Source organism: Methanohalophilus sp. WG1-DM, assembly GCF_004104135.1.
Lineage (GTDB): Archaea > Halobacteriota > Methanosarcinia > Methanosarcinales > Methanosarcinaceae > Methanohalophilus > Methanohalophilus euhalobius.
Genome location: NZ_RRBA01000014.1, coordinates 16,074 through 41,778 on the forward strand (window position 1 = coordinate 16,074; position 25,705 = coordinate 41,778).

General features: G+C 43.9%; 34 protein-coding genes. 23 read left to right on the forward strand and 11 right to left on the reverse strand.

Annotated elements, in window-relative coordinates:
• Window positions 1-189: 189 nt before the first annotated feature.
• Complete coding sequence (locus tag CI957_RS08730) at window positions 190-492, reverse strand: hypothetical protein (RefSeq protein WP_128754657.1); 303 nt, start codon at window positions 490-492, stop codon at window positions 190-192.
• 97 nt (window positions 493-589) lie between these two features.
• Here CI957_RS08730 and hisF point away from each other — a divergent pair, with 97 nt between their 5' ends.
• Window positions 590-1,411: an imidazole glycerol phosphate synthase subunit HisF gene (gene hisF, locus CI957_RS08735; RefSeq protein WP_096712095.1), complete on the forward strand. Its 822-nt coding sequence runs from the start codon at window positions 590-592 to the stop codon at window positions 1,409-1,411.
• Window positions 1,412-1,421: 10 nt separating this feature from the next.
• Window positions 1,422-1,709 carry a MazG nucleotide pyrophosphohydrolase domain-containing protein gene (locus CI957_RS08740; protein WP_096712094.1) on the forward strand — a complete coding sequence of 96 codons (288 nt, stop codon included), beginning with the start codon at window positions 1,422-1,424 and terminating at the stop codon, window positions 1,707-1,709.
• Between the two features lie 253 nt (window positions 1,710-1,962).
• Here CI957_RS08740 and CI957_RS08745 read toward each other — a convergent pair whose 3' ends face one another.
• Window positions 1,963-2,730 carry a thermonuclease family protein gene (locus tag CI957_RS08745; protein ID WP_096712093.1) on the reverse strand — a complete coding sequence of 256 codons (768 nt, stop codon included), beginning with the start codon at window positions 2,728-2,730 and terminating at the stop codon, window positions 1,963-1,965.
• An 82-nt stretch (window positions 2,731-2,812) separates the two neighbouring features.
• Between CI957_RS08745 and CI957_RS08750 the strand changes: the two genes are divergently transcribed.
• The 12 genes from CI957_RS08750 to CI957_RS08805 all read left to right on the forward strand — a co-directional run bounded on the left by CI957_RS08750 (window position 2,813) and on the right by CI957_RS08805 (window position 10,934).
• Window positions 2,813-3,508 (forward strand): matrixin family metalloprotease, encoded by a 696-nt coding sequence (locus CI957_RS08750; protein WP_096712154.1) that lies wholly within the window; start codon window positions 2,813-2,815, stop codon window positions 3,506-3,508.
• 26 nt (window positions 3,509-3,534) lie between these two features.
• Entirely contained in the window at window positions 3,535-3,867 is a 333-nt protein-coding gene (locus CI957_RS08755) for a methylated-DNA--[protein]-cysteine S-methyltransferase (protein ID WP_241646036.1), read from the forward strand.
• A 74-nt stretch (window positions 3,868-3,941) separates the two neighbouring features.
• Window positions 3,942-4,325 carry a translation initiation factor IF-5A gene (locus CI957_RS08760; RefSeq protein WP_096712091.1) on the forward strand — a complete coding sequence of 128 codons (384 nt, stop codon included), beginning with the start codon at window positions 3,942-3,944 and terminating at the stop codon, window positions 4,323-4,325.
• Between the two features lie 8 nt (window positions 4,326-4,333).
• Complete coding sequence (gene speB / locus CI957_RS08765; RefSeq protein ID WP_128754658.1) at window positions 4,334-5,203, forward strand: agmatinase; 870 nt, start codon at window positions 4,334-4,336, stop codon at window positions 5,201-5,203.
• Window positions 5,204-5,243: 40 nt separating this feature from the next.
• Window positions 5,244-5,897, forward strand: coding sequence for an HVO_0476 family zinc finger protein (locus CI957_RS08770; RefSeq protein WP_128754659.1), 654 nt, complete (start codon window positions 5,244-5,246; stop codon window positions 5,895-5,897).
• A complete protein-coding gene (locus tag CI957_RS08775) occupies window positions 5,864-6,514 on the forward strand; it encodes a protein-L-isoaspartate O-methyltransferase (protein ID WP_105460248.1) in 651 nt (216 codons plus the stop codon). The genes CI957_RS08770 and CI957_RS08775 overlap by 34 nt, the downstream gene beginning before the upstream one ends.
• A gap of 79 nt (window positions 6,515-6,593) precedes the next feature.
• The gene (locus tag CI957_RS08780; RefSeq protein ID WP_128754660.1) at window positions 6,594-7,607 is read left to right on the forward strand and encodes a phosphate uptake regulator PhoU; all 1,014 of its coding nucleotides are present in this window, start codon (window positions 6,594-6,596) and stop codon (window positions 7,605-7,607) included.
• Window positions 7,608-7,689: 82 nt separating this feature from the next.
• Window positions 7,690-8,325: an Era-like GTP-binding protein gene (locus CI957_RS08785; protein WP_105460250.1), complete on the forward strand. Its 636-nt coding sequence runs from the start codon at window positions 7,690-7,692 to the stop codon at window positions 8,323-8,325.
• A 5-nt stretch (window positions 8,326-8,330) separates the two neighbouring features.
• Window positions 8,331-8,690 carry a DUF2073 domain-containing protein gene (locus CI957_RS08790; RefSeq protein ID WP_105460368.1) on the forward strand — a complete coding sequence of 120 codons (360 nt, stop codon included), beginning with the start codon at window positions 8,331-8,333 and terminating at the stop codon, window positions 8,688-8,690.
• 14 nt (window positions 8,691-8,704) lie between these two features.
• Window positions 8,705-9,214, forward strand: a complete 510-nt coding sequence (locus CI957_RS08795) for a hypothetical protein (RefSeq protein ID WP_096712085.1) — start codon at window positions 8,705-8,707, stop codon at window positions 9,212-9,214.
• A gap of 5 nt (window positions 9,215-9,219) precedes the next feature.
• Window positions 9,220-9,822: a 6-phospho-3-hexuloisomerase gene (hxlB, locus tag CI957_RS08800; protein ID WP_128754661.1), complete on the forward strand. Its 603-nt coding sequence runs from the start codon at window positions 9,220-9,222 to the stop codon at window positions 9,820-9,822.
• A 5-nt stretch (window positions 9,823-9,827) separates the two neighbouring features.
• On the forward strand, window positions 9,828-10,934 hold the full coding sequence (locus CI957_RS08805) for a pyridoxal phosphate-dependent aminotransferase (RefSeq protein ID WP_128754662.1): 1,107 nt from the start codon (window positions 9,828-9,830) through the stop codon (window positions 10,932-10,934).
• A 1-nt stretch (window position 10,935) separates the two neighbouring features.
• Here CI957_RS08805 and CI957_RS08810 read toward each other — a convergent pair whose 3' ends face one another.
• Complete coding sequence (locus CI957_RS08810; RefSeq protein ID WP_172425452.1) at window positions 10,936-11,886, reverse strand: NOG1 family protein; 951 nt, start codon at window positions 11,884-11,886, stop codon at window positions 10,936-10,938.
• Window positions 11,887-12,003: 117 nt separating this feature from the next.
• Here CI957_RS08810 and CI957_RS08815 point away from each other — a divergent pair, with 117 nt between their 5' ends.
• Window positions 12,004-12,879, forward strand: a complete 876-nt coding sequence (locus CI957_RS08815) for a CBS domain-containing protein (protein ID WP_096712082.1) — start codon at window positions 12,004-12,006, stop codon at window positions 12,877-12,879.
• 4 nt (window positions 12,880-12,883) lie between these two features.
• Here the strand turns inward: CI957_RS08815 and CI957_RS08820 are convergent, their stop codons facing one another.
• Window positions 12,884-13,177, reverse strand: coding sequence for a phosphoribosyl-ATP diphosphatase (locus CI957_RS08820; protein WP_096712081.1), 294 nt, complete (start codon window positions 13,175-13,177; stop codon window positions 12,884-12,886).
• Between the two features lie 129 nt (window positions 13,178-13,306).
• On the opposite strand from CI957_RS08820, the gene CI957_RS08825 reads away from it, so the two are divergent.
• Window positions 13,307-13,738 carry a CBS domain-containing protein gene (locus CI957_RS08825; RefSeq protein WP_241646038.1) on the forward strand — a complete coding sequence of 144 codons (432 nt, stop codon included), beginning with the start codon at window positions 13,307-13,309 and terminating at the stop codon, window positions 13,736-13,738.
• 121 nt (window positions 13,739-13,859) lie between these two features.
• Here CI957_RS08825 and CI957_RS08830 read toward each other — a convergent pair whose 3' ends face one another.
• From CI957_RS08830 to CI957_RS08840, 3 genes are read right to left on the reverse strand one after another with little or no spacing between them, the layout of a single operon-like run.
• Window positions 13,860-15,146, reverse strand: coding sequence for a 3-isopropylmalate dehydratase large subunit (locus CI957_RS08830; protein ID WP_241646040.1), 1,287 nt, complete (start codon window positions 15,144-15,146; stop codon window positions 13,860-13,862).
• 51 nt (window positions 15,147-15,197) lie between these two features.
• The gene (locus CI957_RS08835) at window positions 15,198-15,833 is read right to left on the reverse strand and encodes a YkgJ family cysteine cluster protein (RefSeq protein WP_128754663.1); all 636 of its coding nucleotides are present in this window, start codon (window positions 15,831-15,833) and stop codon (window positions 15,198-15,200) included.
• Between the two features lie 7 nt (window positions 15,834-15,840).
• Entirely contained in the window at window positions 15,841-17,250 is a 1,410-nt protein-coding gene (locus tag CI957_RS08840) for a DHH family phosphoesterase (protein ID WP_128754664.1), read from the reverse strand.
• Between the two features lie 189 nt (window positions 17,251-17,439).
• On the opposite strand from CI957_RS08840, the gene CI957_RS08845 reads away from it, so the two are divergent.
• The 7 genes from CI957_RS08845 (at window position 17,440) to CI957_RS08875 (ending at window position 22,324) form a co-directional block, all read left to right on the forward strand.
• The gene (locus CI957_RS08845) at window positions 17,440-18,906 is read left to right on the forward strand and encodes an NAD(P)H-hydrate dehydratase (protein WP_128754665.1); all 1,467 of its coding nucleotides are present in this window, start codon (window positions 17,440-17,442) and stop codon (window positions 18,904-18,906) included.
• A gap of 11 nt (window positions 18,907-18,917) precedes the next feature.
• Window positions 18,918-19,103, forward strand: a complete 186-nt coding sequence (locus CI957_RS08850) for a hypothetical protein (protein ID WP_105460256.1) — start codon at window positions 18,918-18,920, stop codon at window positions 19,101-19,103.
• 13 nt (window positions 19,104-19,116) lie between these two features.
• Complete coding sequence (gene moaC, locus CI957_RS08855; protein WP_128754666.1) at window positions 19,117-19,584, forward strand: cyclic pyranopterin monophosphate synthase MoaC; 468 nt, start codon at window positions 19,117-19,119, stop codon at window positions 19,582-19,584.
• Window positions 19,585-19,646: 62 nt separating this feature from the next.
• Window positions 19,647-20,495, forward strand: coding sequence for a ribose-phosphate diphosphokinase (locus CI957_RS08860; RefSeq protein ID WP_096712075.1), 849 nt, complete (start codon window positions 19,647-19,649; stop codon window positions 20,493-20,495).
• A gap of 27 nt (window positions 20,496-20,522) precedes the next feature.
• Window positions 20,523-20,903, forward strand: coding sequence for a hypothetical protein (locus tag CI957_RS08865; RefSeq protein ID WP_096712074.1), 381 nt, complete (start codon window positions 20,523-20,525; stop codon window positions 20,901-20,903).
• Window positions 20,875-21,546 (forward strand): endonuclease III domain-containing protein, encoded by a 672-nt coding sequence (locus CI957_RS08870; protein ID WP_241646042.1) that lies wholly within the window; start codon window positions 20,875-20,877, stop codon window positions 21,544-21,546. The genes CI957_RS08865 and CI957_RS08870 overlap by 29 nt, the downstream gene beginning before the upstream one ends.
• Entirely contained in the window at window positions 21,533-22,324 is a 792-nt protein-coding gene (locus CI957_RS08875; RefSeq protein WP_096712073.1) for a C15orf41 family protein, read from the forward strand. The genes CI957_RS08870 and CI957_RS08875 overlap by 14 nt, the downstream gene beginning before the upstream one ends.
• Before the next feature lie 2 nt (window positions 22,325-22,326).
• Here CI957_RS08875 and CI957_RS08880 read toward each other — a convergent pair whose 3' ends face one another.
• From CI957_RS08880 to CI957_RS10765, 4 genes are all read right to left on the reverse strand, one after another.
• The gene (locus tag CI957_RS08880) at window positions 22,327-22,545 is read right to left on the reverse strand and encodes a hypothetical protein (protein WP_096712072.1); all 219 of its coding nucleotides are present in this window, start codon (window positions 22,543-22,545) and stop codon (window positions 22,327-22,329) included.
• 51 nt (window positions 22,546-22,596) lie between these two features.
• Window positions 22,597-24,570: a ferrous iron transport protein B gene (gene feoB, locus CI957_RS08885; RefSeq protein ID WP_308736810.1), complete on the reverse strand. Its 1,974-nt coding sequence runs from the start codon at window positions 24,568-24,570 to the stop codon at window positions 22,597-22,599.
• Window positions 24,554-25,243: a metal-dependent transcriptional regulator gene (locus CI957_RS08890; RefSeq protein WP_096712071.1), complete on the reverse strand. Its 690-nt coding sequence runs from the start codon at window positions 25,241-25,243 to the stop codon at window positions 24,554-24,556. The genes feoB and CI957_RS08890 overlap by 17 nt, the downstream gene beginning before the upstream one ends.
• Window positions 25,244-25,524: 281 nt before the next feature.
• Window positions 25,525-25,705 (reverse strand): hypothetical protein (locus CI957_RS10765; protein ID WP_206631063.1); only part of this gene is annotated, 181 nt, incomplete at its 5' end.

The following is a 25,705-nucleotide window of genomic DNA, read 5'->3' on the forward strand; positions in this document are numbered from 1 at the left end:
ATTTTCCGTGTTTTCTCAAAATATGATCTTATCAGTCTTTTGTACTCTTCCTGTAGGATTATTATATATAGGAAAAGCAATAAGTGTTACTAATATTTATTATTTTGTGATTTAATTGCATGTAGTATAGGCTAATCAAGGCTGAATTTATGCTTTCATATCACCTTTTCTTAAGATATTGAAAAAAAATTAAGCACATGCCCCGGTGTCATGCGGGGTATGCACATAAAAAACATAGAAACTCTGCACATCCCTTTTCTTAAGGAATGTTGCCTTTTCCCGATCCTCGATATGCTGGGCAAATACAATCCATTTGCCGTCGGAAGTTTCCCTGCAATCAGTGATCCGGGGTATGTCGCATTCTCTTTTATCCTGCAGCACTACGTGTGCATTGACAAAGGAATCATGCGGCATGTCATGTAGCATATGTCTCACTGGTGAGGCATACGCATGCCTGCTATACATCATACAACCACTCCCGTTTTCAGTCAACAATAGAATGTATTTATTGAACATATATGTAATTTACGAAGTAGGTACTGCATTTCTACAACAATATTTAATACAATAATACTTCATTGTCATTTGCATGCTCACAAAAAGAATCATCCCCTGTCTTGATGTTACCCTGGACGAAGCCGGCGGGACCGTAGTCAAGGGTGTGGAATTCCTTGACCTCAGGAAAGCCGGTGATCCGGTGGAACTGGCAAAACGCTATAATGAACAGGGCGCTGACGAACTGGTTTTCCTGGATATCACGGCATCCCATGAAGGCAGGGATACCATGATCGATGTAATACAGCGCACAGCCAACGAGGTTTTCATTCCCCTGACAGTGGGGGGAGGAATTGGTTCGGTGCAACGTATCCGTGAAATCCTGCGTGCGGGTGCGGATAAGGTCTCCATCAACACCGCCGCGGTCAAAAGCCCTGGACTTGTGCGGGAAGGTGCGGACATATTCGGCTCCCAGTGTATTGTTGTTGCTATTGATTGTAAGCGCAATACAGACGTTGAGAACAATCCCGACAAGACCATCATCGAACTTGAGGATGGAAGCCGTGTGTGGTATGAGGTCGTCATCTATGGCGGACGCAAACGTACCGGTATCGATACTGTACAGTGGGCCAAACAGGTGGAAGAACTGGGTGCGGGTGAGATCCTGCTAACCAGCATGGACCGTGATGGTACCTATGATGGTTTTGACCTGCCGATAACCCGCAAACTGTCCGAGGAACTGGAAATCCCGATTATTGCTTCCGGCGGTGTGGGTGGCCCTGAACACATGAAGGAAGGGTTTGTAAAAGGTAAAGCCGATGCAGGACTGGCTGCCAGCATTTTCCACTTCGGGGAATATACGGTTGATGATGTGAAAAAACACCTGCGTAAGAACAACGTGCCTGTACGTCCCTGAGGTGACAATAATGGAGATAGCAGCCTTCCAGCAATTGATGTGCGATCTCTATCTGGAGAACGACAAAAGGCGGGGAAAAACAGCGACCGCCCTCTGGCTGGTGGAAGAAGTGGGTGAGTTGGCCGAGGCTATCCGGCGGGATGACCCGGAGAGCATCCGGGAGGAATTGGCTGACTGTTTTGCATGGATTGGGGCACTGGCAAATCTCTACGGGATAGATCTGGAAGAGGTATTCAACGAAAAATATCCACAGAGTTGTCCTACCTGTGGAAAGAATCCGTGCATCTGCACGGATTGATATATTCATTCATATAATAACAAATTTGTTTGATAGTCTCTGTATTTTTGTGAAGATCTAGTTGTATCAGTACGAAGGGAGGAATGATTTATCCGTCATTCATCCATTCTGGATATTTGATTTTTACTGCTGTATGCAATGATTGCTATTGTCATTTCAGTTTTCAAAAAAATATCAAGGAAAATAATGACGATGCTACATTATTACCGGTAAACCAATTGTGCAACAGGAGGTGACAAAGATTCCTTTAAGTTCACCCCACAATTTCAATCTGTGAAACTCCACTTATCTCAATCTCAGGTGTGCCCTTGTAATCCTTGATCTTGCCTGTCACCAGCACATCCTTACCTTCATAGTAAGTATCAGGAGATTGGGGGAAATTTGACCAGCTGTCCTGCCATATTATTACAGTGAAGTAACCTTTGTAAGGATCATGGAAATTCAGATAGATTATGCCATCCTCTTCATTTTTAGCTGTTGATACCACCCTGCCTTCAACCGTGTTCACCTCACCTACATGGCTGCCTGCTTCCAGATAAGAAATAACTGCGGTATTGTTATTTTTCGAATAGGACCAAATCCCTAATTTCTCAGTTCTTGCATGTTGCTGGGCTTCAGCAAAAATATGCTGATACTTCGTGTCGGGCTCATAGGCCCTGGCCAGAGCCAAACCTTCTTCCACAAGCTCCCTGTTTACCAGTTCACCGTCAAGCCAGACATATCTCAAGAGACGGCCATAAGTATCCCGGTTACTGCTATCCCCTTCCAGCAAAACCTGTTTACCTTCGATCCGGTTGGACAAATAATCTTTTGCCTTGGTATAATAGGGTTCATCCACCTCCGGTGTATCTATCCCGATTAGTCTTACTTTCTCCCCGGAATCCGTCACGAAAGTATCCCCATCTATCACGCTGGCAACCGTTGTGGTCGAATTCCCGATCTGGCTTTCCTCCGAAGAAAGACATCCACACGAAATAAGTATGAGAAGAGCAACGACCATAATTAATGACTTTTTAAACATAGGAGGAAAATAATTCTACTACTATTAAAATATAATTGTATTCCGGGCAATCTTTATTTTTGATGGGGGATTATTGGTTGGTATGAAAATACCGGCTAGAAAAATCCTTTTCGTACTACTTGCCGTCATGATATTTTTCACCAGCACCTCCCTTGCAGATATTGAAAAAATATCAGACAAACCCTGGGACCACAGCCCCATATCCGTATATATAGATGATAAGGATACACCTGAACACTACAGTCCCACCTACAGAGAACAGGTAGAAATTGCCCTGGATTACTGGGAAAAAGGTGGAAACGGGGCCCTCAGTTACCAGCCTGAATTCAAAATCATCGATAATCCTGACGCAGACATAAATGTTCGCTGGGTGGAGAATCTTGAAAAGGTAGAGGGAGCCGGTGAAGGAGTGGCTGGATACTGTAGACCCACCATTGTCGGGAACAAATACCTGCATGCTGAAATAGTGCTTGAAGCAGGAAACTACCAGGGGTTTTCCTGGGTGCAATATGGTGATGCAAATATGCAGGAGGTGTCCAAGCACGAAATAGGACATGCCCTGGGACTGGGACATAGCACAGAAAGAGGAGATATCATGTATCCCAGCTATGAACAACGTGATAACATCAATCCCCTTCTATTAGAATCCACTTTCCCCTACCTGATAGGTGCAATAATAGTAATCGTAACCATAATAGGATACCACGGGATTGGATGGAGAAAAATGCGCAAGCAACGCAAACAAATCGAGAAGGAGGTTTTTAAAGGCAAAGAATGAATATGCAGCAGCTGTGTTGCGACATCATGAAATATCTCGCAGGCGAGTATGTGGATTTCCTGAAATATGATCCGGACCTTACACATCTTACAAAGTTCCAGCGGGAAGTCCTGGAAGCCACCCGCAAAATCCCTTACGGACAAACACGCACATACGGGCAACTGGCAGAAGACATTGGAAAAAGCAAAGCAAGTCGGGCAGTCGGCCGGGCACTTAACAAAAATCCCTACCCCCTGATAATACCCTGCCACAGAGTAGTTGCTAAAAATAATATAGGTGGCTATGCAGGTGGCAAAGAATTAAAGAAAAAATTACTGGAAATGGAAAAAGCCATTAATTACGATGAATCAGTTCGTTAAGTTGATATACGGGAACTGAAAATTATACCCCTGACTTATCAGATGCTCATAATTTATCAAAGGAGTATAATCACATGAAACAACAGGTTGAAGTAAAGGAACTCAAGGAAGGCAAGTACGTAATTATCGATGACGAACCATGCATTATCAAGGGCCTGTCAAAATCCAAACCCGGAAAACATGGTTCTGCTAAAGCAAGGATTGACGCAGTTGGTATATTCGATGGACAAAAACGCTCAATCGTAAGCTCCGTTTCCTCAAAGACCTTTGTGCCTATTGTCGAAAGGAAAAGTGCACAGGTACTTTCCGTCACAGGAAACATCGCCCAGCTCATGGACATGGAAGACTATTCCACCTTCGAAATGGAAATCCCCGATGAATACAAGGATAGGGTGAACGAAGGGGGAGACATTTCATACATAACCGCCATGGGTAAAATGAAGATAGACCTGCGTTAAATAATGAAATGTTCTACCAGCCCCTTATGATGGACGCCCTGTGGGATTACGGGGCCGCAAAATATGTTATATTCGGAGTCCCTTTTGACGGGACTTCCTCTTACAGGCCGGGAAGTCGCAGGGCTCCGGATGCTATGAGACAGGCGTCTGAAAATTTTGAAAGTTACAATCCTTTTTTTGATATTGACCTTGCATCTATTCCGATCCATGATGCAGGCAACCTTGAAGTTTATTCTTCTGTTGATGAAACCCTCAGGGACCTTTACTATGATACCAGGGACATCGTAAAAAATGAAAAAATCCCCATTATGATAGGGGGAGAACACTCTCTTACCCTTTCCACCATTAAAGCCTGTACAAAAGACGATGATGACATTGGAGTGATCGCACTGGATGCCCATTTTGACCTGCGGGAAGAGTTTGGCGGAGTGAGAAATAACCATGCGTGCGTCAGCCGGCATATATTAGAAGAGGCCACCGACAGGTATGTATCCATTGGAACAAGGAGCGGACCCCGGGGCGAATGGGATTTTGCAAAAGATAATCACATATCCTATTACACCCCGGAAAATGTGAAAGAATACTCTGCCAAAAAACTTGCTACAAAGGTTATGAAAGAAATAGGAACCTCACAATTCTACCTTTCTCTGGATATGGACTGTCTGGACCCTGCTTATGCCCCTGCAACAGGTACTCCTGAGCCCTTTGGCCTTGATCCCTGGCAGGTAAGGGACCTGATACATGCTTTTGCCCCCCACACAGTTGGTTTTGATATTATGGAAATTGCTCCGGACTATGACAGTGGACAGACAGCCCTGCTCGGTACAAAACTACTAAGGGAATTCATAGCCGCACATGCAGCCGGCAATATCCAATAAGCATCAATTAGATATATACCCTCAAACCTAACTGGCGATTATGAGTGAAGAGATCGAGACCACATGCCCTGCATGCTCACCACAGGAATTCGTGTGGCACGACATACTGAAGGATGGACAGAACATGCTTGTCCGGTGCCAGGTTTGCGGTGATGTACATCCCACAGAGATCGAGACAGAGAAGACCCTCCCCGTAAGATTAGTAATCAGTCGAGGGGATGAATCATTCAAGACAAATGCACTTTTTGAAGAGACACAGGTCATCACGACAAACGAAGAATTGGTTGTGGAGGACCAGAACGGTGAAGATGTATACCCCATACAGATCACTTCCATCGAAACACCTACAAAACGTGAAGAATACGCAAAGATTGCAGATGTTGAAACCATCTGGGCACGTGCGATTGATGAAGTCGATGTCAAAATATCAGTACAATCCATAGGAAATACTAATCCCCATACAAAAAGAGTACCCGGAGAAGAAATTTTTGAAGTCGGCCTGGAATACGAAGCTGGGGGAGAGCGCTTCAGGATCACAAGAATAAAGATACGTGGAGGAAAATTCAGGTTTAAAAGGGGAGACAAAGTAGAGGCCAAATATATAAAAAGAATCTTCGGCAGGGTGGCCTATAAGAAAGGATGGGGAGGGGGCAGGACCGCTTGGAGTATGAAGAGAAACGTAAGGAACTGGTAAACCAGATCAAAGAAGAAGGAATCGGAAAACAGGTGCTTGAAGCTATGGGTAAAGTTCCCAGACACCTTTTTGTTTCCAAAGATATTAAAGACTCTGCATATATTGATTCTCCCTTACCTATAGGGAACAGGCAAACGATTTCAGCACCTCATATGGTAGCCATAATGTGTGATGTCCTGAAAATAGAAGAAGGCATGAAGATTCTTGAAATCGGAACCGGTTCCGGTTATAATGCTGCTGTTATGGCCGAAATGGTGGGCAAAAAGGGCCATATATACAGCCTGGAAAGAATCCCTTCTTTAAAACAATTTGCCGAAAGTAACCTTAAAAAGGCGGGTTACACCAATGTTACTGTCATCGAAGCCGACGGCACTCTCGGTTATTCTCCACAGGCTCCATATGAACGTATGTGCGTAACCTCTGCAGCTCCATCTATCCCTCGACCCCTCAAAGAGCAACTTTCAGCTGGCGGAATTATGGTGATTCCGGTTGGCAAATACATGCAAAATCTGATTCTTGTCCACAAACTTGATGACGGAACCTTCAGTGAGGAAAACCTTGGCGGCGTTATTTTTGTACCCCTTATTGGAAAATACGGGTACAGAGAATCTATTTAATGAAAATTATATACGATGGACATATATACAAGGAACCCATCTATATACGCATATATAGTGATGACGAATTAATCGAGGGATGGATATAGAAACAAGAAAAGTACAGCAAACCGGAGGTTCTACATATATTATTTCTCTCCCTAAACCCTGGGCACAGAGAATGGGAGTTGAAGCAGGCTCCAGAGTATCCGTCAGAAACCAACCCGATGGATCCCTTAATATAGCCACTCTGGACACCACAACAAAACCCAAAAAACGTAAGATGGAAATCACCAATTACAAGGGAGAAGGCCTGATACGTAACATAATTGCTGCCTATGTTGCCGGTTACGACCTTATTGAACTTGTGTCCCCAAGAATACTTGCCGAGCAAAAAAAAATAATACGAGAAATTTGCCACAAATTAATCGGCCCCGAAATCATCGAGGAAACCTCCAAAAGTGTCCTCATACAGGATCTACTCAACCCTGAAGAAGTTTCCATTAAAAAAAGTATCCGCAGAATGTACCTGATTTCCACTTCAATGCACAAGGACGCCATACAGTCTCTCAAGACCGGTGAAAAAGATCTTGCACTTGATGTGATGCTCAGGGATGATGAAGTGGACAGATTGTTTTTACTCATATCAAAACAGTTCCGCTCTCTGTTCAGAGGAACACGGCTTGCCGATACCACAGAGACATCTATTGATGAATATCATGATTTCCGACTTGTTGCAAGTTCCCTGGAAAGGATTGCAGACCATGCCCACAGAATCGCAGGAGTTACCAGAAAACTGCAAGGACCTGTTCCCGAAGAAATAATGGAGCCTATCGAAAAGGCGAGTGAGGAGGCACGCAACACTGTGGAAAAGGCAATTGATGCCCTCTATGGTTGTGATGTGAAACTGGCGAATAAAACCATTGAGAACATACAGCACATAAAAACCGATGTTGACAAACTCAATGCATCCTTTATGAAACTAAAAGACGTAGGGACTGTAGTCGGACTGGGGACCGTGGCCGATAGTATAGAGAGGACAGCAGAATACGGGACAAATATTGCTGAGACTGCTATAAATATGTCCATCGCCACTACAGAGGAAAGTGCCTGAATTAAAAAACAGACGCTTATTTATATAATGATAATATCAGAAATCACGAGGACAATTCCCACATCATAAATGGAGGAAATAGATGGGAGTAATAAGATCATTAAGAAGAAACTTCACAGGTCTCCTGAAGAAACTGCTCAATAAAAAAAGTGCAAGGATTGGCATTTATGGTCCCCCGAATGCAGGAAAGACCACCCTTGCAAATCGCATACTACGTGACTGGACAGGAGATGCCATGGGTTCGGTATCCAATGTTGCACATGAGACACGCCGTGCCAGGAGAAGAGAAGGGGTAACAATCAAAGGCAATGGTAATTCATTATCACTTGATATTATAGACACTCCCGGTCTTGCTACAAAGATAGATTTCCATGAATTCATGGAGCAGGGAATGAGTGAAGCAGAATCCAAACGCAGGGCAAAGGAAGCCACCGAAGGAGTAATTGAAGCGGTCAAATGGCTGGAAAGCCTTGACGGTATAATCCTTGTAATGGATGCAACCGAAGACCCGTTTACCCAGGTGAATGTCACGGTCATAGGAAATATGGAAGCCCGCGGTCTTCCACTCTTAATAGCTGCCAACAAGATTGATCGTGAAGATTCATCGCCTTCAACAATTAGGGAAGCGTTCCCCCAGCATCCACTCGTTGCCATATCTGCCCTTGAAGGAAAGAACATTGATACTCTTTATGAGGAAATTGCAAAGAGATTCGGGTGATTGAAATGCAGGGAATTCAAATGGATTTACTTTCAGAGGATCGGCTTGCAAGGATGAGCCCTGTGGAAAAGATTCGTTTCATCATTGATGAAGTCAAAAACGGTAAAATCCTTGTACTGGAAAGAGGACTCAGTCCTGAGGAAGAAGCCAATCTTATCGAGATGACAATGACACAAATAGCACCTGATGAATTCTCAGGGATCGAAATGGAGACGTATCCAGCCCACGAAACAAAGTCTTTTCTGGGAAAACTTTTCAACAAAGGCCCAAAAGGCAGACTGACCCTTATAGGCCCGGCCGATCAGCTTAAGACCCTCAAAAAAGACAGGGATATGATTACAGCATTGGTATCCTCAAACAGATAAGTGTTGTTTAACCTATGGAATCCATAGAAAGAGACATTAAGGAAAATACCAGCAACCAGTCCCTTTCATCTTATGAAATGGGGAGAGACGACGTCAATGTCATTTGTACCTATGGAAAAATATCTGTGTGGTTTGGCAGGCAGACTCCTGAAGTCGTTGTTGGGAGAATTCTTATATCTATTTCCCGGATTGATAAATCCGCTGTCCATGAAGTGGAAATTGTTTGTCCTTTTGAGAAAATAACAGAATATGAAAGCCATGGATATGTATTGGTATCCTACGCTAAATGTGAAAGTGGTTACAGGGCTACATTCCACATACCCTTCTATAACAAAAAGGCCCTTTTCTTTTTTGCAGAACACATAGTCAGAAAATTGCAGCAGAGAGATGTAAAAATAGATATATACTGGAATGGGGATGATTCAGACATCACCCGATTAACCGAGCATCTCAAAGAAATTGATGACTGGAAAGTAAAAAACATAAATTACAAGGATAGCAGTAAAGAAAAACAGGAGAAATAAAGAGAATGAATACCTGTAATGAATGTGAACACCTCACATTATCCATGGAATTGATGGCTGATCACATAAAGGACATAGCACAGAGGCTTGACAAGGAAAGTATCAAGAAAACCATTGAGTACATAATGAATGCAGATTCCATATTTATAACAGGAGCTGGAAGGTCAGGCCTTGTTGGGAAAGCTTTTGCCATGCGCCTCATGCACCTGGGATTTAAAAGTTTTGTCGTAGGAGAATCCACAACTCCTGCAGTGCACAAAAACGATGTAGTAATTGCCATTTCCGGCTCAGGAGAAACACGTTCAATATCCGATCTGGGAAGAATTGCTAAGGATATCGGAGCAACTCTGATAACAGTAACCTCCAACAAGGATTCCACACTTGGCCATATATCAGATGCAACCCTGGAAATACATGGACGCAGCAAGGAAGATGCAGGCGGCTATCTTGAAAGACACATGAGAGGGGAATATTCCCACCTCACACCCCTGGGCACTTCCTTTGAAATATCTTCCCTTGTCTTCCTTGATGCCCTTGTTGCAGAATTAATCTTTATCACAGGTGCCTCAGAAGCGGATCTTAAATCCCGCCATGCCAAATTGGAGTAATTAAAATGTTTGCCGGCAAATTTTCACAACGGGTGCAGGACATCGACATATCCGGCATCCGTAAGATCTTCGAAGCGGCCGGATCGGATGCCATCAATCTTGGCCTGGGCCAGCCGGATTTCGACACTCCCGAACATGTAAAAAAGGGTGCAATCGATGCCATAAATGAAGGATTTACAGGCTATACCCTGGGACCCGGCATCACAGAACTCAGGGAGGCATTGAGCAAAAAGTTCCGGGAAGAAAATGCAATTGCCACTACACCGGATGACATAATCGTAACGTCCGGTGCCTCAGAAGCCCTGGAGATTGCACTTGCATCACTGGTAAACCCGGGAGATGAAGTTCTTCTTGCAGATCCGGGTTTCGTATCATACGCATCTCTGGCAGGAATCATGGGAGGAAAAGGAATCGGTGTGCCCCTGTCCGATGACCTGAGAATGCAACCTGAAGACGTGATGGAAAAGATCACGTCAAAAACCAAAGCTTTTATCGTGAATTCCCCCTCCAATCCCACAGGAGCGGTCCAGACGGAAAAGGACATGAAAGGTTTTGCCGAGATTGCAGATGATTACGACCTGACACTGATTTCTGATGAAGTCTATGAGCATTTCATCTATGAAGGAGAACATGTCAGCCCCGCCCAATATTCTGACAATGTAATTACCGTGAATGCAACATCAAAGACCTATTCGATGACCGGCTGGAGACTGGGATATGTAACCGCTTCTTCAGAATACATCCAGCAAATGTTAAAAGTTCATCAATATGTACAGGCGTGTGCATGTTCCATATCCCAGAGGGCTGCCCTTGCTGCCATTCAGGGACCCTTTGACCCGGTTGTGCATATGCGCGAAAAATTCAAAAAACGCAGGGATATGCTAATAGAAGGGCTCAGTGGGATGGGTATCAAATGCCACAAGCCCGCAGGTGCATTTTATGCATTTCCCGAGGTAGAACCTGAATACGCCCAGCAACTTATCGCAAATGGAGTAGTGGTCGTGCCGGGTGAAGCATTCGGTGAAGGTGGAGCAGGACATATGCGCATATCATACGCCACCTCCATGCAAAACATAAAAAAAGCAATGAAAATTATGGAAGAAATACTCTAAATTATTCTTCCAGACGCTCGAGTAACAACGAAAGCGCCTCATCTATTCCTTCACCGGAGAGGGTGGACATTTCAATATCCACTTTAAATGTGTTGTTTCCACAAAGGTCCAATTTGTTTGCAGCGACCAGCACAGGCAATCCAAAATTATTCCGCACATCATCAAGCAATTTTGCCTGCTGGGACATTTCATAGCCACAGGTTTCGCTGGGATCAAGGATGAAAATTACCACTGCATCAAGATATTTCAGAGCAGTAATAGCCTGCATCTCCACTTCGTTGCGATCAGCCATCGGACGATCAAGCAAGCCTGGAGTATCGATTACCTGATAGCGGTTATATCCTCGCATAAAGTGACCTATCGTAACACCCTTGGTTGTAAAGGGGTATGAGGCAACCTCTGGTCTTGCATCGGTGACAGCAGCCACAAAACTCGACTTACCCACATTGGGATAACCCGCCACAACTATTGTGGGTTCTTCCCTCACATCCGGAAGCTTGCGAAGCTTGTTGCGTGCTTCATTCAGATACAAAAGATCCTTCTTGATAGATGAAATAACGGAAGCCATCCTGCCAAAAGCTTCTTTTCGTACCTGTGGTGATGAAGGGGCACCTCTCATTTTCTGGACATATTCTCTGGAGAGATCATGGATCTTATAAGATGCCCAGTCAAGCCGGGATAAGGATTGCCTCATCCTGTCGACATCAACAAGAATCTGGGCCAGTTCATAATAAAAAGGTGGTATGGTTTCAAAACTGGGGAACCTCCTCACAATGTTGGAGAGATTATCTGTCAGGATGTTACCTGCAGTAAGTACCATTGATTCGTCTGCTTTCAGAGCAGCCTCCCTACCTCCTCTCTTCTTACCTGCATTTGCACGACTGGCCCGCCTGAAAGCCTTGTCTACAAGTTCATCTTCTGTAGGTACTGTACTAATCTTCTCAAATATCATGATACGATTACCTTCCGATTGCGACAAACACAAGTAAGATATATAGTCTTTATTCTGCAAAAACACTATTTATAAATACAGCTTTTGATCATTTCTTACTACAAAGCGGTGGTCATCATGGAACTTACTCCAATCCAGAAAGAAATACTAATTGCATTGATAAATTTACAGCGCCAGAAAGATTCGGCTGTTAAAGGGGAAGAGATTGCCGATCTGATTGACCGCAATCCAGGGACAGTCCGAAACCAGATGCAATCCCTGAAAATGCTGGGACTTGTAGAAGGAGTCCCCGGCCCAAAAGGAGGATACCGTGCAACGGGTACCGCCTATGAAGCTCTTAGTGTCACATCCATGGAACATGAAGCAATTGTGCCTATCTATCGTAATGGGGAACTTGTACAGGGAGCTACAGCTGCTGAGATCATATTCACAACAGTCAGGCATCCAGACCTTTGCAATGGCAGGATTAAAGTAATAGGCAATGTCCGCAGTTTCCTCGAAGGAGACCAGGTGCAGGTAGGCCCAACACCTGTAAACAGGCTGATAGTTCGAGGGGAAATTGTAGGCAGGGATGATACCGAAAATTCCCTTCTATTCTCAATAAACGAAATGGTTTCACTACCCAAAAAATCCGTCAAACATTACATAACTCACCAGCCAATTTATGTGAATGTCAATTCAACCATCCAGGAAGCTGCCAGGATATTGGTAAGCAACAATATACATGGTGCTCCCGTGGAAGATAATGGCAAGATGGTCGGGGTTGTGACATTCACAGATATAGGAGAAGCTCTTGCAAGTGGAAAAATGACACTCAAAGTTAAAGATATTATGACAAGGGATCTTATCACCATTAACGGGAATTCTTCCCTCAGTGATGCGGTCCAGATGTTCAACAAGTATGACATCGGAAGACTTGTGGTGACACTCAACGACGAGCCTGCAGGACTGTTATCAAAAACCGATGTACTGCACGAACTTGCTGTTTACTGAAATATCAGTGACGTCTGCCTTTCATCTCAGCAGATATCTCGTCCAGGGTAATATTGTTGGCTGAAAGCATAACCAGCATGTGGAAAAACAAATCGCAGGATTCCTCAATAATCCTGTCTTTCTGTCCATTCTTTGCGGCAAGGATTACTTCAGTGGATTCTTCACCTATTTTTTCCAGAATCTTATCCATCCCTTTATCGTGCTTCAAAAGAGAGCATACATAAGAACCCTCAACTGCGTTTTCTTTGCGATCTTCTATAACATCATATACGTCTTCTAGAACTGAAATTGAACTCATTGGTAATCACTCCCTGAAGAAAGGAATACAAGTTTTCCAAAGGATATATGATATTATATGATTTTCCCTTCTTCAATAGCCAATGCCTATATATGCCTGCAAAAAATAAATTAAATGAGGAAGAGGTAAATGATATCTTTCCAAGGAGTCAGAAAAATGATAGGGGAAAATATGCAGGTAAAAGATGCAATGAGCAGAGGAGTGGTTACAGTACCAATGGATGCAACCGCAGCAGAGGTAGCAGAAACAATGGCAAATCGTGATGTTTCTGCTGTTGTAGCAGTTGACGAAAATGGTGAAACCTTTGGATTTGTTTCCGAAATGGATATTCTCTCCAGACTCGGAAACAAAAACTGGGAAATTGCCTCAATAGAAGATTTGATGGCATCATCTGTTAAAACCGTAAATCCGGATATGAAACTAAAGGATGCGGCAAAACAGATGGCTGAAAAGCACATTCATCGCCTGATAGTAATGTCAGAGGAAAAGGTAGGTGCGTCATACAGGCCAATCGGGATACTGAGCCCGGTAGACGTAATAAAATATCTTGTTCAAAAATAAATAGGATGACGTTGGAAGAAAAACCAGTATGACGGGACACCTTTAAGCTTTTCAGCCAACGTCTTATCATCCAATTAACATTGATAAATATATTTTTTGTGGTCTCCCGTCTACTGCTTACTTATATTTTTCTTGGATCGGTTATTTCACCTGTCAGTGCAGCAGCTGCAGCTGTCGCAGGAGAGCCCAGATAAACAAAGGATTCAGCACTTCCTTCCCTGCCACGGAAGTTCCTGTTAGAGGTTGCCAGGCCAACTTCACCGTCACCCAGAAGGCCGAATGAGCCACCCATACAAGGTCCACAACATGCAGATTCCACAATTGCACCGGCTTCCATGAACTGTTCTATATAGCCGGCCCTGAGGGCTTTCATGTATTCAGTCCTTGAAGCAGGTATAACCAGCAGCCTGACGCCCTCTGCAACGGGTTCATCACCCATCATATTGGCAACAATTTCAAGGTCCTCAAACCTGCCGTTGGTACAGGAGCCTACGAATACCTGATCCACTTTTGTTCCTTCTAATTCTGAAACGGGCTTTACATTGTCAACATTATGAGGACAGGCAAGCTGTGGCTCCAGGTTCGACACATCGTAGTGACGGATATCCTGATAATCCGCACCTTCATCGGAAACCCAATGGGAATTAAGCTTGTATCCAGGAATCCTTTCCTGAAGATATTTTTCGGTAACACTATCCGGTTCGATGATACCTGCTTTTCCTCCCATCTCTATGGCCATATTGGACATGGTCATCCTTTCGGAGATAGAAAAGGAACGTACTGTCGAACCTGCATATTCCGCAGCCATGTATCTTGCACCTTCAACACCCACATCTCCTATCAGGTGAAGGATGAGGTCCTTGGAATAAACCCTCTCGGGCAATTTTCCTTCAACTTCAAAGCGAATGGTCTGGGGAACACGGAACCAGAGTTTGCCAGAAGCAAGTACCGCTGCCATATCCGTAGAGCCCACACCGGTGGAAAAAGCCCCCAGGGAACCATAGGCACATGTATGTGAATCCGAACCTACTACGAGGTCACCGGGTTTCACATGTCCCTTTTCGGGCACCACCTGGTGACAGACCCCTTCATAAACATCATAATTGAGAATATTCTGTTCCTGTGCAAACTCACGCAGCATAATGTGATTCTTTGCTGCATGGAGAGAATCAGCCGGAACCTGATGATCAAACAGGATTACAATCTTGCTGGGATCCCAGACCTTTTTTTCTTCCTTACCTTCCATGATTTCATAGAAACCATCAACAGCCAGTGGACCGGTGATGTCATGGGTCATTGCAAGATCAATATTTGCAAGGACGAAATCCCCGGCTTTGACTTCCTTGCCCGAGGCACGGGAAAATATCTTTTCTGAAATAGTCATTGGGTGAGAGTCATTGGCAGACATGATAATCAGCAAAAATAATGTGTGATATAATAAATAAACCAATCGATAGAATCATTTGTCATCGAGTTTCCATTTTCCCCTGCTATCATGTACAATCAACTTATAATCAGAAGCAGGTTGGGAAGCCAGAAATAATGGTCCCTCTTTAAAATGCCTGTATGTCATAATAGTATCCCGAAGTTCAATAATATAGCGTTGTAACACTTCATTTGCAAGCCTGCGTGCATGATAAAGCGGTATAATCCTGCCCTCCCCTTTACATTCAGAAATTTCCAGCTTGCCTTCTGCGATATGGAAAGGATAGGTCCTGCAGAGAAGAGGCCTGAATGGATATATGGCACATCCGGCCTCACCCAGGAAGACACACTCTCCGTTTGTTTTCCTTTTAAGCCTCCAGCCGAATGTATGTACTATACCTTCAGTATCTGCCAGAAACATATCCTCTTCTGCTACCGTTGGTTCAATAGCAGTTATATTGCCGTTTTTTTTCAAGTTGTCAATATCAAAATAGGTCAGGAGTACGCTGTTATCTCCAGTGGAAAACTTGCAGCATCTGCCACATCCACTGCATCTGAAACCGATACGGACTATTTCCATGGCAAGATCATGAAGAGATATGGAAATAGAGTCCAATACTCGTTTTTCCAAATCCTTTATAATAAGTGAACGATATTCTTTTTCCTTCATTCATATCTCATTCATCTACTTCCTCTACCCCGACAGCCTTGAGGAATTTCTTAACGACTGCCTCATCTACAAGTTTCAGTAAAGTCTGACGGTCCTTTATGTCACTGAAAACACCCAGAGGAATCTGTGCACCTGCAGCTGTGGAATGGCCACCGGCAGACCCCTCACCAAAAGCCTTTTTCAGGATGGCACCCAGATTGACACGGATATCATTGCTGCGTCCTGAAACATAGATAACTTCGTCACTTACACCAAAAACGATTGTGGTAAATATACCCTCAAGATTGAGTAAATAATCGGCTGCCTGAGGAAGAGCATCCCTGTCCCGGATGATTCCCACATTGGAAAGCAGGTAGCTACCAATGACCTGCCGGTTCTTGATAGCCTGGCCGAGTACATCAAGGGTTTCGATAGACATTGACGGCCTTTCAAGCTGATCCAGAACTTCATGGTCGGCCATCGGATAAAGGAAAGAAGCAGCTGAAAGATCATTGGGATCGGTGTTGCGCTTAAAATCCAGTGTATCGGTACGAATGCCATACAGCAGAGCTGTGGCAATTTCACTGCTGATTTCTATATTCAATTCCTGCAGGTACTTGGTCATTATAGTAGCAGAAGCCCCCACATTGGGGCGAATATCAATAAAATCAGCATCTATTTCAGCATCACCTACAGGATGGTGGTCTATTACCACACCAATATGTGTCCCTTCTGGAAGCATATTGTTTGACCCTGCCACCGCACAATCGACAAGAGCAATCTCATCAAATTCAGATATATCCCGACCTTCCATATGCTCGAGATTGATACCCAGCAGGTTTACAAATGCTTTGTTCTCCTGATGGCCTATTTCACCATTATAGAGAATCGTGGGATACAGACCATAATTTTCGGCCATGAGTTTAAGGGCCAGGGCACCTGCTATAGCATCAGGGTCAGGGTTATCATGAACCACTACAGCAAGGCTTTTCCCAGTGTTTTTTCTGAACCACTGGGAAAGCTGGTTACCGATTCTCACAGATTCAGCACGTTCAAGGGACCTTGAAAGGGATTTTGATACTATCCGGGATGGCATGAACACAAAATCCGCACCAATTTCTTCCATTTCCTGCAGATTAATTACATCCGATGCCCTTGCAACACAGTAGAGAGAAGGACGGAAATGTTTTTTCACATTCCTGAGAGCCTGTTTATTGGCCTCTTTATCTGAACTGACAATCAATACACCGGATAGTTTTTTAGTCTGAAGGCCACGTAGAGTTTCAATCTCGGAAATATCACCCACTATCGCCTCATAGGCTTCCTCACGCAGGGTCTCGACTTTTTGTGGGTCCTTATCAACTATGATAAGTTCTTTTCCTAATTCCCTCAATGCCTTTGCTGTGGCAAAACCAATACTTCCACTTCCAAGTATCAGATAGGTAGGTTTAAAACGTGTCCTTTCAGGTTCATTTTCTTTTGGTGCGGCGGGAATGAGAATATACCTCCCTGTAGAAGATGAAATAATCCCTAACTATTAAGACATTTTCGTCTCAAAATGGTGAATAAAAGATAAAACAGCAGAAATTTCATTAACTCAGAAGAACAATAAATAACAGAGGAAAGAATGCAATCTATTACACCTGACAGAATGAAAGCCATAGACACAAACTGCACACATCTGGGATTGAAAGGGATACAGCTTATGGAAAATGCAGGAGCTGCGATTGCACGTAAAGTGTTATCCCTGGATGTTCACAACAATGTATTGATCGTGGCAGGAAGGGGAAATAATGGCGGCGATGCATTTGTTGCCGCCCGTCATCTAAGTTATTATGATAATATTAGAGCAAGGGTGATCCTGGCGGGGAAAGCAAGCGGCATAAGAACAAAGGACGCATTGGAAAATTTCAATTTATTGAAACATTGTGGTATTAAGGGCCTGGCTGAGATTACGGATTCCACACAATCCGATGTTTTCCAATGGTTCAAAGAAGCGGATGTCATTGTAGATGGCCTGCTTGGCACGGGAATCCGGGGACATGTCAGGGAACCTGAAGCTACATTGATAGATGCCATTAATACCGGCAACTCCTATGTGGTTGCAGTAGACACGCCCTCGGGTCTCGATCCTGCTACTGGAAAGGGTGAGAATACTGTCATGGCAGATACAACCCTGACATTCCACAGAATGAAAACCGGACTCGAAAACCAGGGTGAATTTACAGGAGATGTCGAAGTTATCAATATCGGCGTTTGCAGGGACGCAGAAGACACTGTAAACAGAGGGGACCTGGAACCTCTGCTCAAACGTCGTATTGATTCACATAAAGGACAGTCCGGCAGGGTACTTATCATCGGAGGAGGTAGATACTCCGGAGCACCAGCCCTTTCAGCAATGGCTGCCCTGCGCACCGGTGCAGACATCGTGACCGTTGCCACCCCGACAAATGTGTCGGACACAATCGCCTCATTTTCCCCCAACCTCATTGTCAGGAAATTATCCTCCAACCTCCTGCATACAAACGATATTGAAATCTTAAAAGACCTTATTCATGCACACGATGTGGTGGTTATCGGAATGGGGCTGGGTAACGAAGAAACAATACACCAGGCAATACACCAAATCCTGCCCCTATGCAAGAAAGTTGTTGCGGACGCAGATGCCCTTAATGAATTACAACTGCCCCCTCCTGAAAATTGTGAAATGATACTTACGCCTCATCCCGGGGAATTCGCCAGACTTACAGGAAAGGAAGTTGAAAAAGAACTGCCTGCAAGGGCCAAAATGTTACATGATTTTTCCCGGGAAAATAAAGTTATAACCATCCTAAAGGGGAAAACCGATATTATTTCTGATGGCAAATACATAAGACAAAACTATAGTGGAAATGCCGGTATGTCCGTTGGCGGCACAGGAGACGTGCTCGCAGGAATCGTGGGTGCCCTGTTCTGTCGCACGGATGCGTTTAATGCCGCTTGCTGCGGGGCATTTGTTAATGGAGAGGCAGGAGATGTGGCTTTTGCAAAAAAGGGGTACGGATTACTGGCAACAGATGTGATCGAACATATTACAGACATTATGAGACAATAACAGGTGATAAAATGACACATACAAAAGACAGGAATGTTGTAGTGGATATTGAAAGGAACAGACTGCGAGTTATAATCAGTCATGGAGAAGATGAAGAAATCATCAAGTTGAGTTTTGGTGAAGCCCAGACATTGTACGAAGCCCTCGGGAAAAAACTTGAGGACTATAAGCAGCGCCAGAATCTCAGAATAGATTAAATGGGGCGAATCCGTGGGAGAATTCACTCACATCAAAGATGGCCATGTTCATATGGTCGATGTATCCGGAAAAAGCGAGGTCAAACGCACTGCTCTTGCCCGGGGGAGTATATTCCTTTGTAAAGAAACTATTGGAGAAATCCAAAAGGGATATGTCGAAAAGGGCAATGTACTGGCCACAGCCCGTATTGCCGCCATAATGGCTGTCAAAAAGACTCCGGAACTTATTCCGATGTGCCACCAGATCCCGATAACCGGTATCGACATGGATTTTGAGATATGTAAAGACAGGATTACTGTTAACCTATCCGTCAAATCCAGAGGCCAGACCGGCGTGGAAATGGAAGCAATTACAGGCGTAAGCTGTGCCCTCCTTGCAATATGGGACATGGTCAAAGCACTTGAGAAGGATGAAACCGGAAACTATCCCCATACCCGGATCACTGATATTGAGGTAATCCACAAAGCAAAAGAAAGCTGATACCCAATTCTTATAAGTAACCAATACATTCATAACCATTATCAAAAAAGCGAGGGAATGATGTGAAAATAATAGCCGGACCAGCTTCCCAATTGCTTGCCTCTAAAGTGGCACAGCAACTCAATACGCCTCCCACAATATGCGACTATAAAAGATTCCCTGACGGGGAACTGTATACCCGCATCAGGGATGACAGCATCGATGATGTTACTATAATACAGAGTACACCTACAGATAGTGATTATGTAGCCCTGCTACAATTAATAGATGCTTGTGAAGAAGCACCAACCATCAACGTTGTAATACCGTATATGGGATATGCCAGACAGGACAAAGTTTTCAATCGGGGAGAACCGGTCAGTGCGCGTGCAATTGGCCGAACCATTAATGCTGACAGGGTTTTCACTGTAAACATACATGAGAGAAGCATACTTGAACATTTCAATGCCGATTCCTTTGACCTTGACGCTTCACACTTAATCGGGAATCATATACGTTCTCTGAACCTGACAGATCCACTCATAATCTCCCCGGATGTTGGTGCCCTCGAACTTGCAAAAAGTGCATCTGCAGATATAGGCATTCCCTACGAACAACTTGAAAAAACAAGGCATAGCGGAGAAAGTGTAACGATTGCTGAAAAAGAGATTGATGTGAGCGGAAGGGATCTGATACTGCTGGACGACATGATTGCAACCGGTGGTACCATGGCAGAATCTATCCGTATGCTTAAAGAGCAGGGTGCAGCAGACATATATGTTGCCTGTATACACCCGGTACTTGCACGCAATGCCGTGGTGCGTCTTTACAATGCTGGTGTCAAGGAGATTATATCCACTGATACCCTTGAAAAACCACAGAGCAGTATCTCGGTAGCCCCCCTGATAGCCGATACTCTTAAAAGCCTCTAATATTCACCTATATGAGGAGTGTTAAGTATGTCTTTACCGGAAATCTGTCCCATTGATAGGACTCATGTGTGCAAAAAAAGAAAGTGTCACCTCTACCATGTGGATTGGCGTAGCGGTGATGAGAACTGTTCCGTTGGGTATAATCAGACCACAAAAATGAGAAGGAGTTCCGAATCTGTAGTGGATGAATATGCTCAACGTGTGAAGGAAAAACTCAGGGACAGAACAGAACCACCGGTAGATTCCAGAGAACCCACAAAAGAAATCCCACAACCTGGAAGAGATAAGGCTCCCACAAAAGAAAAAACCAGAGAGATATCCACAGAAGGAAAGAGGAAAAGTATAGATAAAGCAATGGAACTTGACCTTCCAGATGATTATGAAGAAGAGTTCTGGTCCGACAGATAAAGCAGATAATATGCATGCAGAGATGCTGCAATCTGTTTATAACACACTTATCCGGGAATTTGGTTCACAGCAGTGGTGGCCTGCTGAAACCCCTTTTGAAGTTATCGTGGGAGCAATACTTACCCAGCAGACAAAATGGACGAATGTGGAAAAAGCTATCGATAACCTTAAACAGAAAAATATGGTTGAGGCGGGCAGATTGGCAGAGATGGATCTGCAGGAACTTGAAGAGGATGTCAGATGTACCGGATTTTACAGACAAAAAGCCAGCAGATTAAAAGGAATATCAAGTTTTTTTCATTATCACGGTGAAGAAGTACTTTTCTCCCTTCCAACAGAAAAACTACGCAGACGTTTACTTGAATTAAAGGGTATCGGACCTGAAACTGCAGATAGTATCCTGTTATATGCTGCCGGCAAACCCTGTTTTGTAATTGATGCATATACAACCAGAATAATGCGATGTATCGGAGTTGAAGGTAATTACCACCAACTGCAGGAAATATTTGAAAAAAATATTCCAAAAGATGTGGAAATGTATAAGGAATACCACGCCCTGATGGTGGAGTATGCTAAAAGGTACTGTGCGACCAAGCAGTGCCACAAATGTCTCCTGAAGGGGAACAAAGATGGACAAAACTGAATTCAATGAGATACACCGAAGCGTCACGAATGCTTCAGACTTCGAAAAACTGGCCCTGGATTACTGCCAGCCCGTAGGCGTAATCGCTTCCATCCTGCACCAGAAAATTATCGATTATGTCAAGAAAAAATACTATATCATACAGAATAAAAGTGCTTTACTGCTCAAAAAATGGAAAAGGGGCAGCAGTATAATTCAACTTTCAGAAGAATACAAATTCCCTCCTACACTTATAGCTACAACGCTGCTAAAAGAGATGGGGATGTCCAAGAAATACGTATTCAACCACCTAGATGAGATAGAAGACAACCGGCTTGCATCTGAAATAAAGGAAGCTCTTGAAATAGATCTTTATTTTTCACCTGAAGCCCACTCTTTTCAGGCCAGGAAAGGAATATTAGGGGAAATGATTGTAGCCAAGTGGCTTGAATACAGAAATATCGAATATCTAACAGAAGAAGAATTGAGAAAACAAAGTGCAGAAAAGACACCTGATTTTTTCCTTCCTGATCCTGTTGAGATCCGGGGTCAGCAGGTAAACTGGATCGAAAGCAAAGCCGTATTTGGTAACGAAACCGATCATCAGACCTATATCAAAAAGCAGTTTTTCCACTATGAAGAATTATATGGCAGTGGAATGGTGATATACTGGTACGGTTATGTGGATGGGATCAGCCTGGAAGGCCATGTAATAAGTGACTACAGGATAGATGATGAGTTTGATCCAGACATCCTGCGGGATATAGTAGATTTACTCAATCTCGCGCCTGACTGGTAAAATTACATTCCTTCATTGTCTCTCAATGGCGAATAAGGGCCTGTATCACCAAAGTCTTCCTTTAATAAAACATCGCCCTCTACAAGACTGGCATGTGTGCCTATGGTTTCGAGCAACGAATCTACCTCTTCTCCCACAGGTTCCCTCATATTGTTCATTTCAAAAATATCTTGTAAAACAGATATTGCATTTCTTTTCCGGGGATCAGTGATGCGTGTCATTAAAGTTAACACCGTTGATTGTTTTTAAAAACCTGCCGATTTTTACCTATTTTACAAGAGCATTCCGATTTGGTAGACCACTGCACCCACTGTGAATGCAAGGAGTATCGTAAATGTGGAGATCATAACAGTATCCCTTGTGCCCAGCTCATGTTTAAGTATTGCAATGGTTGCAACACATGGAATATATATTGTTGTAATTACAGCAAACACGTACATCTGTAGAGGCGTCAATACCGTTGCAAAATTTGCAGTACCCGCAAGTACCGCCAGTACCTCAAGCGCCATTTCCTTGCGCAATATACCGAATACAAGTGCTGTGGCAGCAAAAGCAGGCAGACCGAGAATCCCCACAGATATAGGAGATACGGCATTCTCGAAAATATCCAGTATACCCAGGCTATCCAGCCCACCCAAAAATGCACTCCCCACTATCAGCAGAGGAAAAGCGATGTAGACAAACTCACGTATCCTAAGCCAGGTCTTTTTAAGAGTGGACACAACATCAGGATGTCTCAACGGACCCATCTCCATTATAAAACCGGTCCGCTCCCCGGGAAGACCCCTACCCAATATCCAGCCGGTTATGAAAATTATAAAGATTTCCAGCACATAGATAGATACTGCAGCCCAATAACCTACAAAAGTGCCTACAAGTCCCAGAATAATAACAGTCCTTGCAGAACAGGGGATAAGGGATATGAGAACCGAAGCGATACGCCTTTCCCTCAATGTATTCAATGCACGGGTAGCCATGATTGCCGGTACATTACAACCCAATCCCAGTACCAGGGGAATCACTGCCCTACCATGCAATCCCATCCTGTGGGTCAGGTTATCCAGCAGGAAAGCTGCGCGAGTCAGGTATCCCGAATCCTCGAAAATGGAGAGTATAATATAAAAAATCCCTATGTAGGGAATTGCAATGGCAAATCCAGCCTCTATGCCCAGCAGGGAATAGATGATCACATTGCGCACAAGGGGGTTGCTTGCTGCAAGCTCCGCTTCAACCGGAGCTATGAGGTAGGTTTCGAAAAGATGGACGATTCCCTCTTCCAGGAATCCCCCAACCCTGAAAACCAGAAGGAAAGTAAGTAAAAGGGCTGCTGCAAGACCCACGACACCCACATATTCAGATGTGAGCATATCATCAATACGATGCTTTAGAGAAGTGTCCTTTTCTACAATTGACTGCACCGAGTCTGTAATCTGGCCGGCTTCCCCATAGAGGTCTCTTGCCATGGTATCTGAAATAGCCATATTGTGGGCATCTTCGATCTCTGAAGCCATTTCTGAAGCTTTTGACAAAAGCAGGTCTGCCTCATGGGGTCTGCAGCACATGCGTACAAAATCACTGTCATTTTCAAGGGCACGCAATCTTATTACAGAGGCAGTATCAGGAAAATCCACACCAAGGTCATTGATAGCGTTAGTTATATGGTTATCATAGTGAACACGGATTCGCCCTGCTGGTGAAAGGGATGGGTCAACTGCTTCTTTCAGGACCTCCTCAAGCCCGATTCCCTTGGTGGCAACAGTAGGTACAACCGGCACACCAAGTAGCCGGGATAATTTGGGGGCGTCAATATCAATACCCATTTCCCTGGCGGCATCCAGCTGATTTAGGGCAATTACTACGGGTACACCGAGTTCCAGTATCTGGAGGGTAAGATACAGGTTACGTTCCAGTCTTGTGGCATCCACCACATTTACAATCACATCGGGATATTCACGCAGCAGGTATTCCTTTGAGACCCGTTCGTCCTCTGTGGATGTACCCAGTGAATAAATACCCGGCAAATCAACGATATCTATTTTCTTCTGGCCAACCTTTACAGTCCCGCGTGTCATTTCCACAGTGGTTCCCGGATAATTGGAAACCATGACACCCACACCGGTGACCCTGGAAAAAAAAGCACTTTTACCTACACTGGGATTGCCAACAAAGGCAATTGTCATGTCATGATCGCCGTCATGCATGCGTTTTTCGGCTGCCCCGCAGCAAGAATCAGGAATGAGTACCACGTCTCCGCTGCCTGTGGTCGTTTTCTGCAGGTTTTACAAAGATTTTTTCCGCCACTTCTTTTCCCAGGGCTATTTCAGTACCCTTGGTAATTATAGAAATGCATCCCTGTTTCTGTTTTCTTTTGATTTCAATATCCTCTCCTGCGACCATCCCCAGTGACGTGAGCCTATCCTTGGTCTCTTTTGGCAGGGCAACCATTACCACTTTTCCTTTAGTCTTTTCATTCATTTCTACAAGAGAAATATAATGTTCCCTGCTCAAACTACATTTAGCAGGCAGAGTGGTTTCAGAAATATCGCAAAGGCCTTTTTCTGCCAGATAAGAGCACATTCTTTCAAGTACAACATCTGACATAACATGTTCGAGCGCACAGGCTTCCTGGTCCGCTACTTCTTCATTTATATCAAGTACCCTGGTGAAAAAGTTCTTGAGCACCAGATGTTTTCGCTGGAGATTGTTGGCCTGTATTATTCCGGATTCGGTCAATTCAACCCCGCGATAAGGAGCATGAGTCACAAGACCTTCATCCGAGAGACGCTGTATCATTTCAGTAACTGTTGCCGGAGCAATTTCAAGTTCCTTTGCTATATCCTTGTTCTTGGCCGGGGAACTGGTGCGAGTGATCAAACCCTGTATGGTTTCCAGATATTCTTCGGTTCTCTCAATATACATAAATGACCCACTGCTAGAGGAAAATTAGAATACATATTATATTAGGTTATGCGAAAGTGAAGTAGAGAATCTATAGATATATATTTAACGGCTGTACACAAAGACACTGTTCAGTTAAAACATCTTTCCCATTGATACGGCGTATATGAATTTAGATTTTGATGATTTCTGATGTAATTATGATTAAACATCTGTATCCAGTTATTAATATGCTGAACAAGTCCCTCTTTATGTGGGAAATATTTATCAAACACCTTAATCCTCCTTTTTACAGATTTGAATCATCGCTCGATATAATTTCTGATATCCTCGGATATTACAGTTCTCTTAATCCCGGGTTTCTCCATAACAGTGTACCATGGCCCCCCATCCACAACTGCCCTCTTTGGCATTTCTCCATATATTCGTTTCAAATCCTTAAAGAAAGATTTCGTAGTTAAGTGGTTCCTTGTAGGATATATC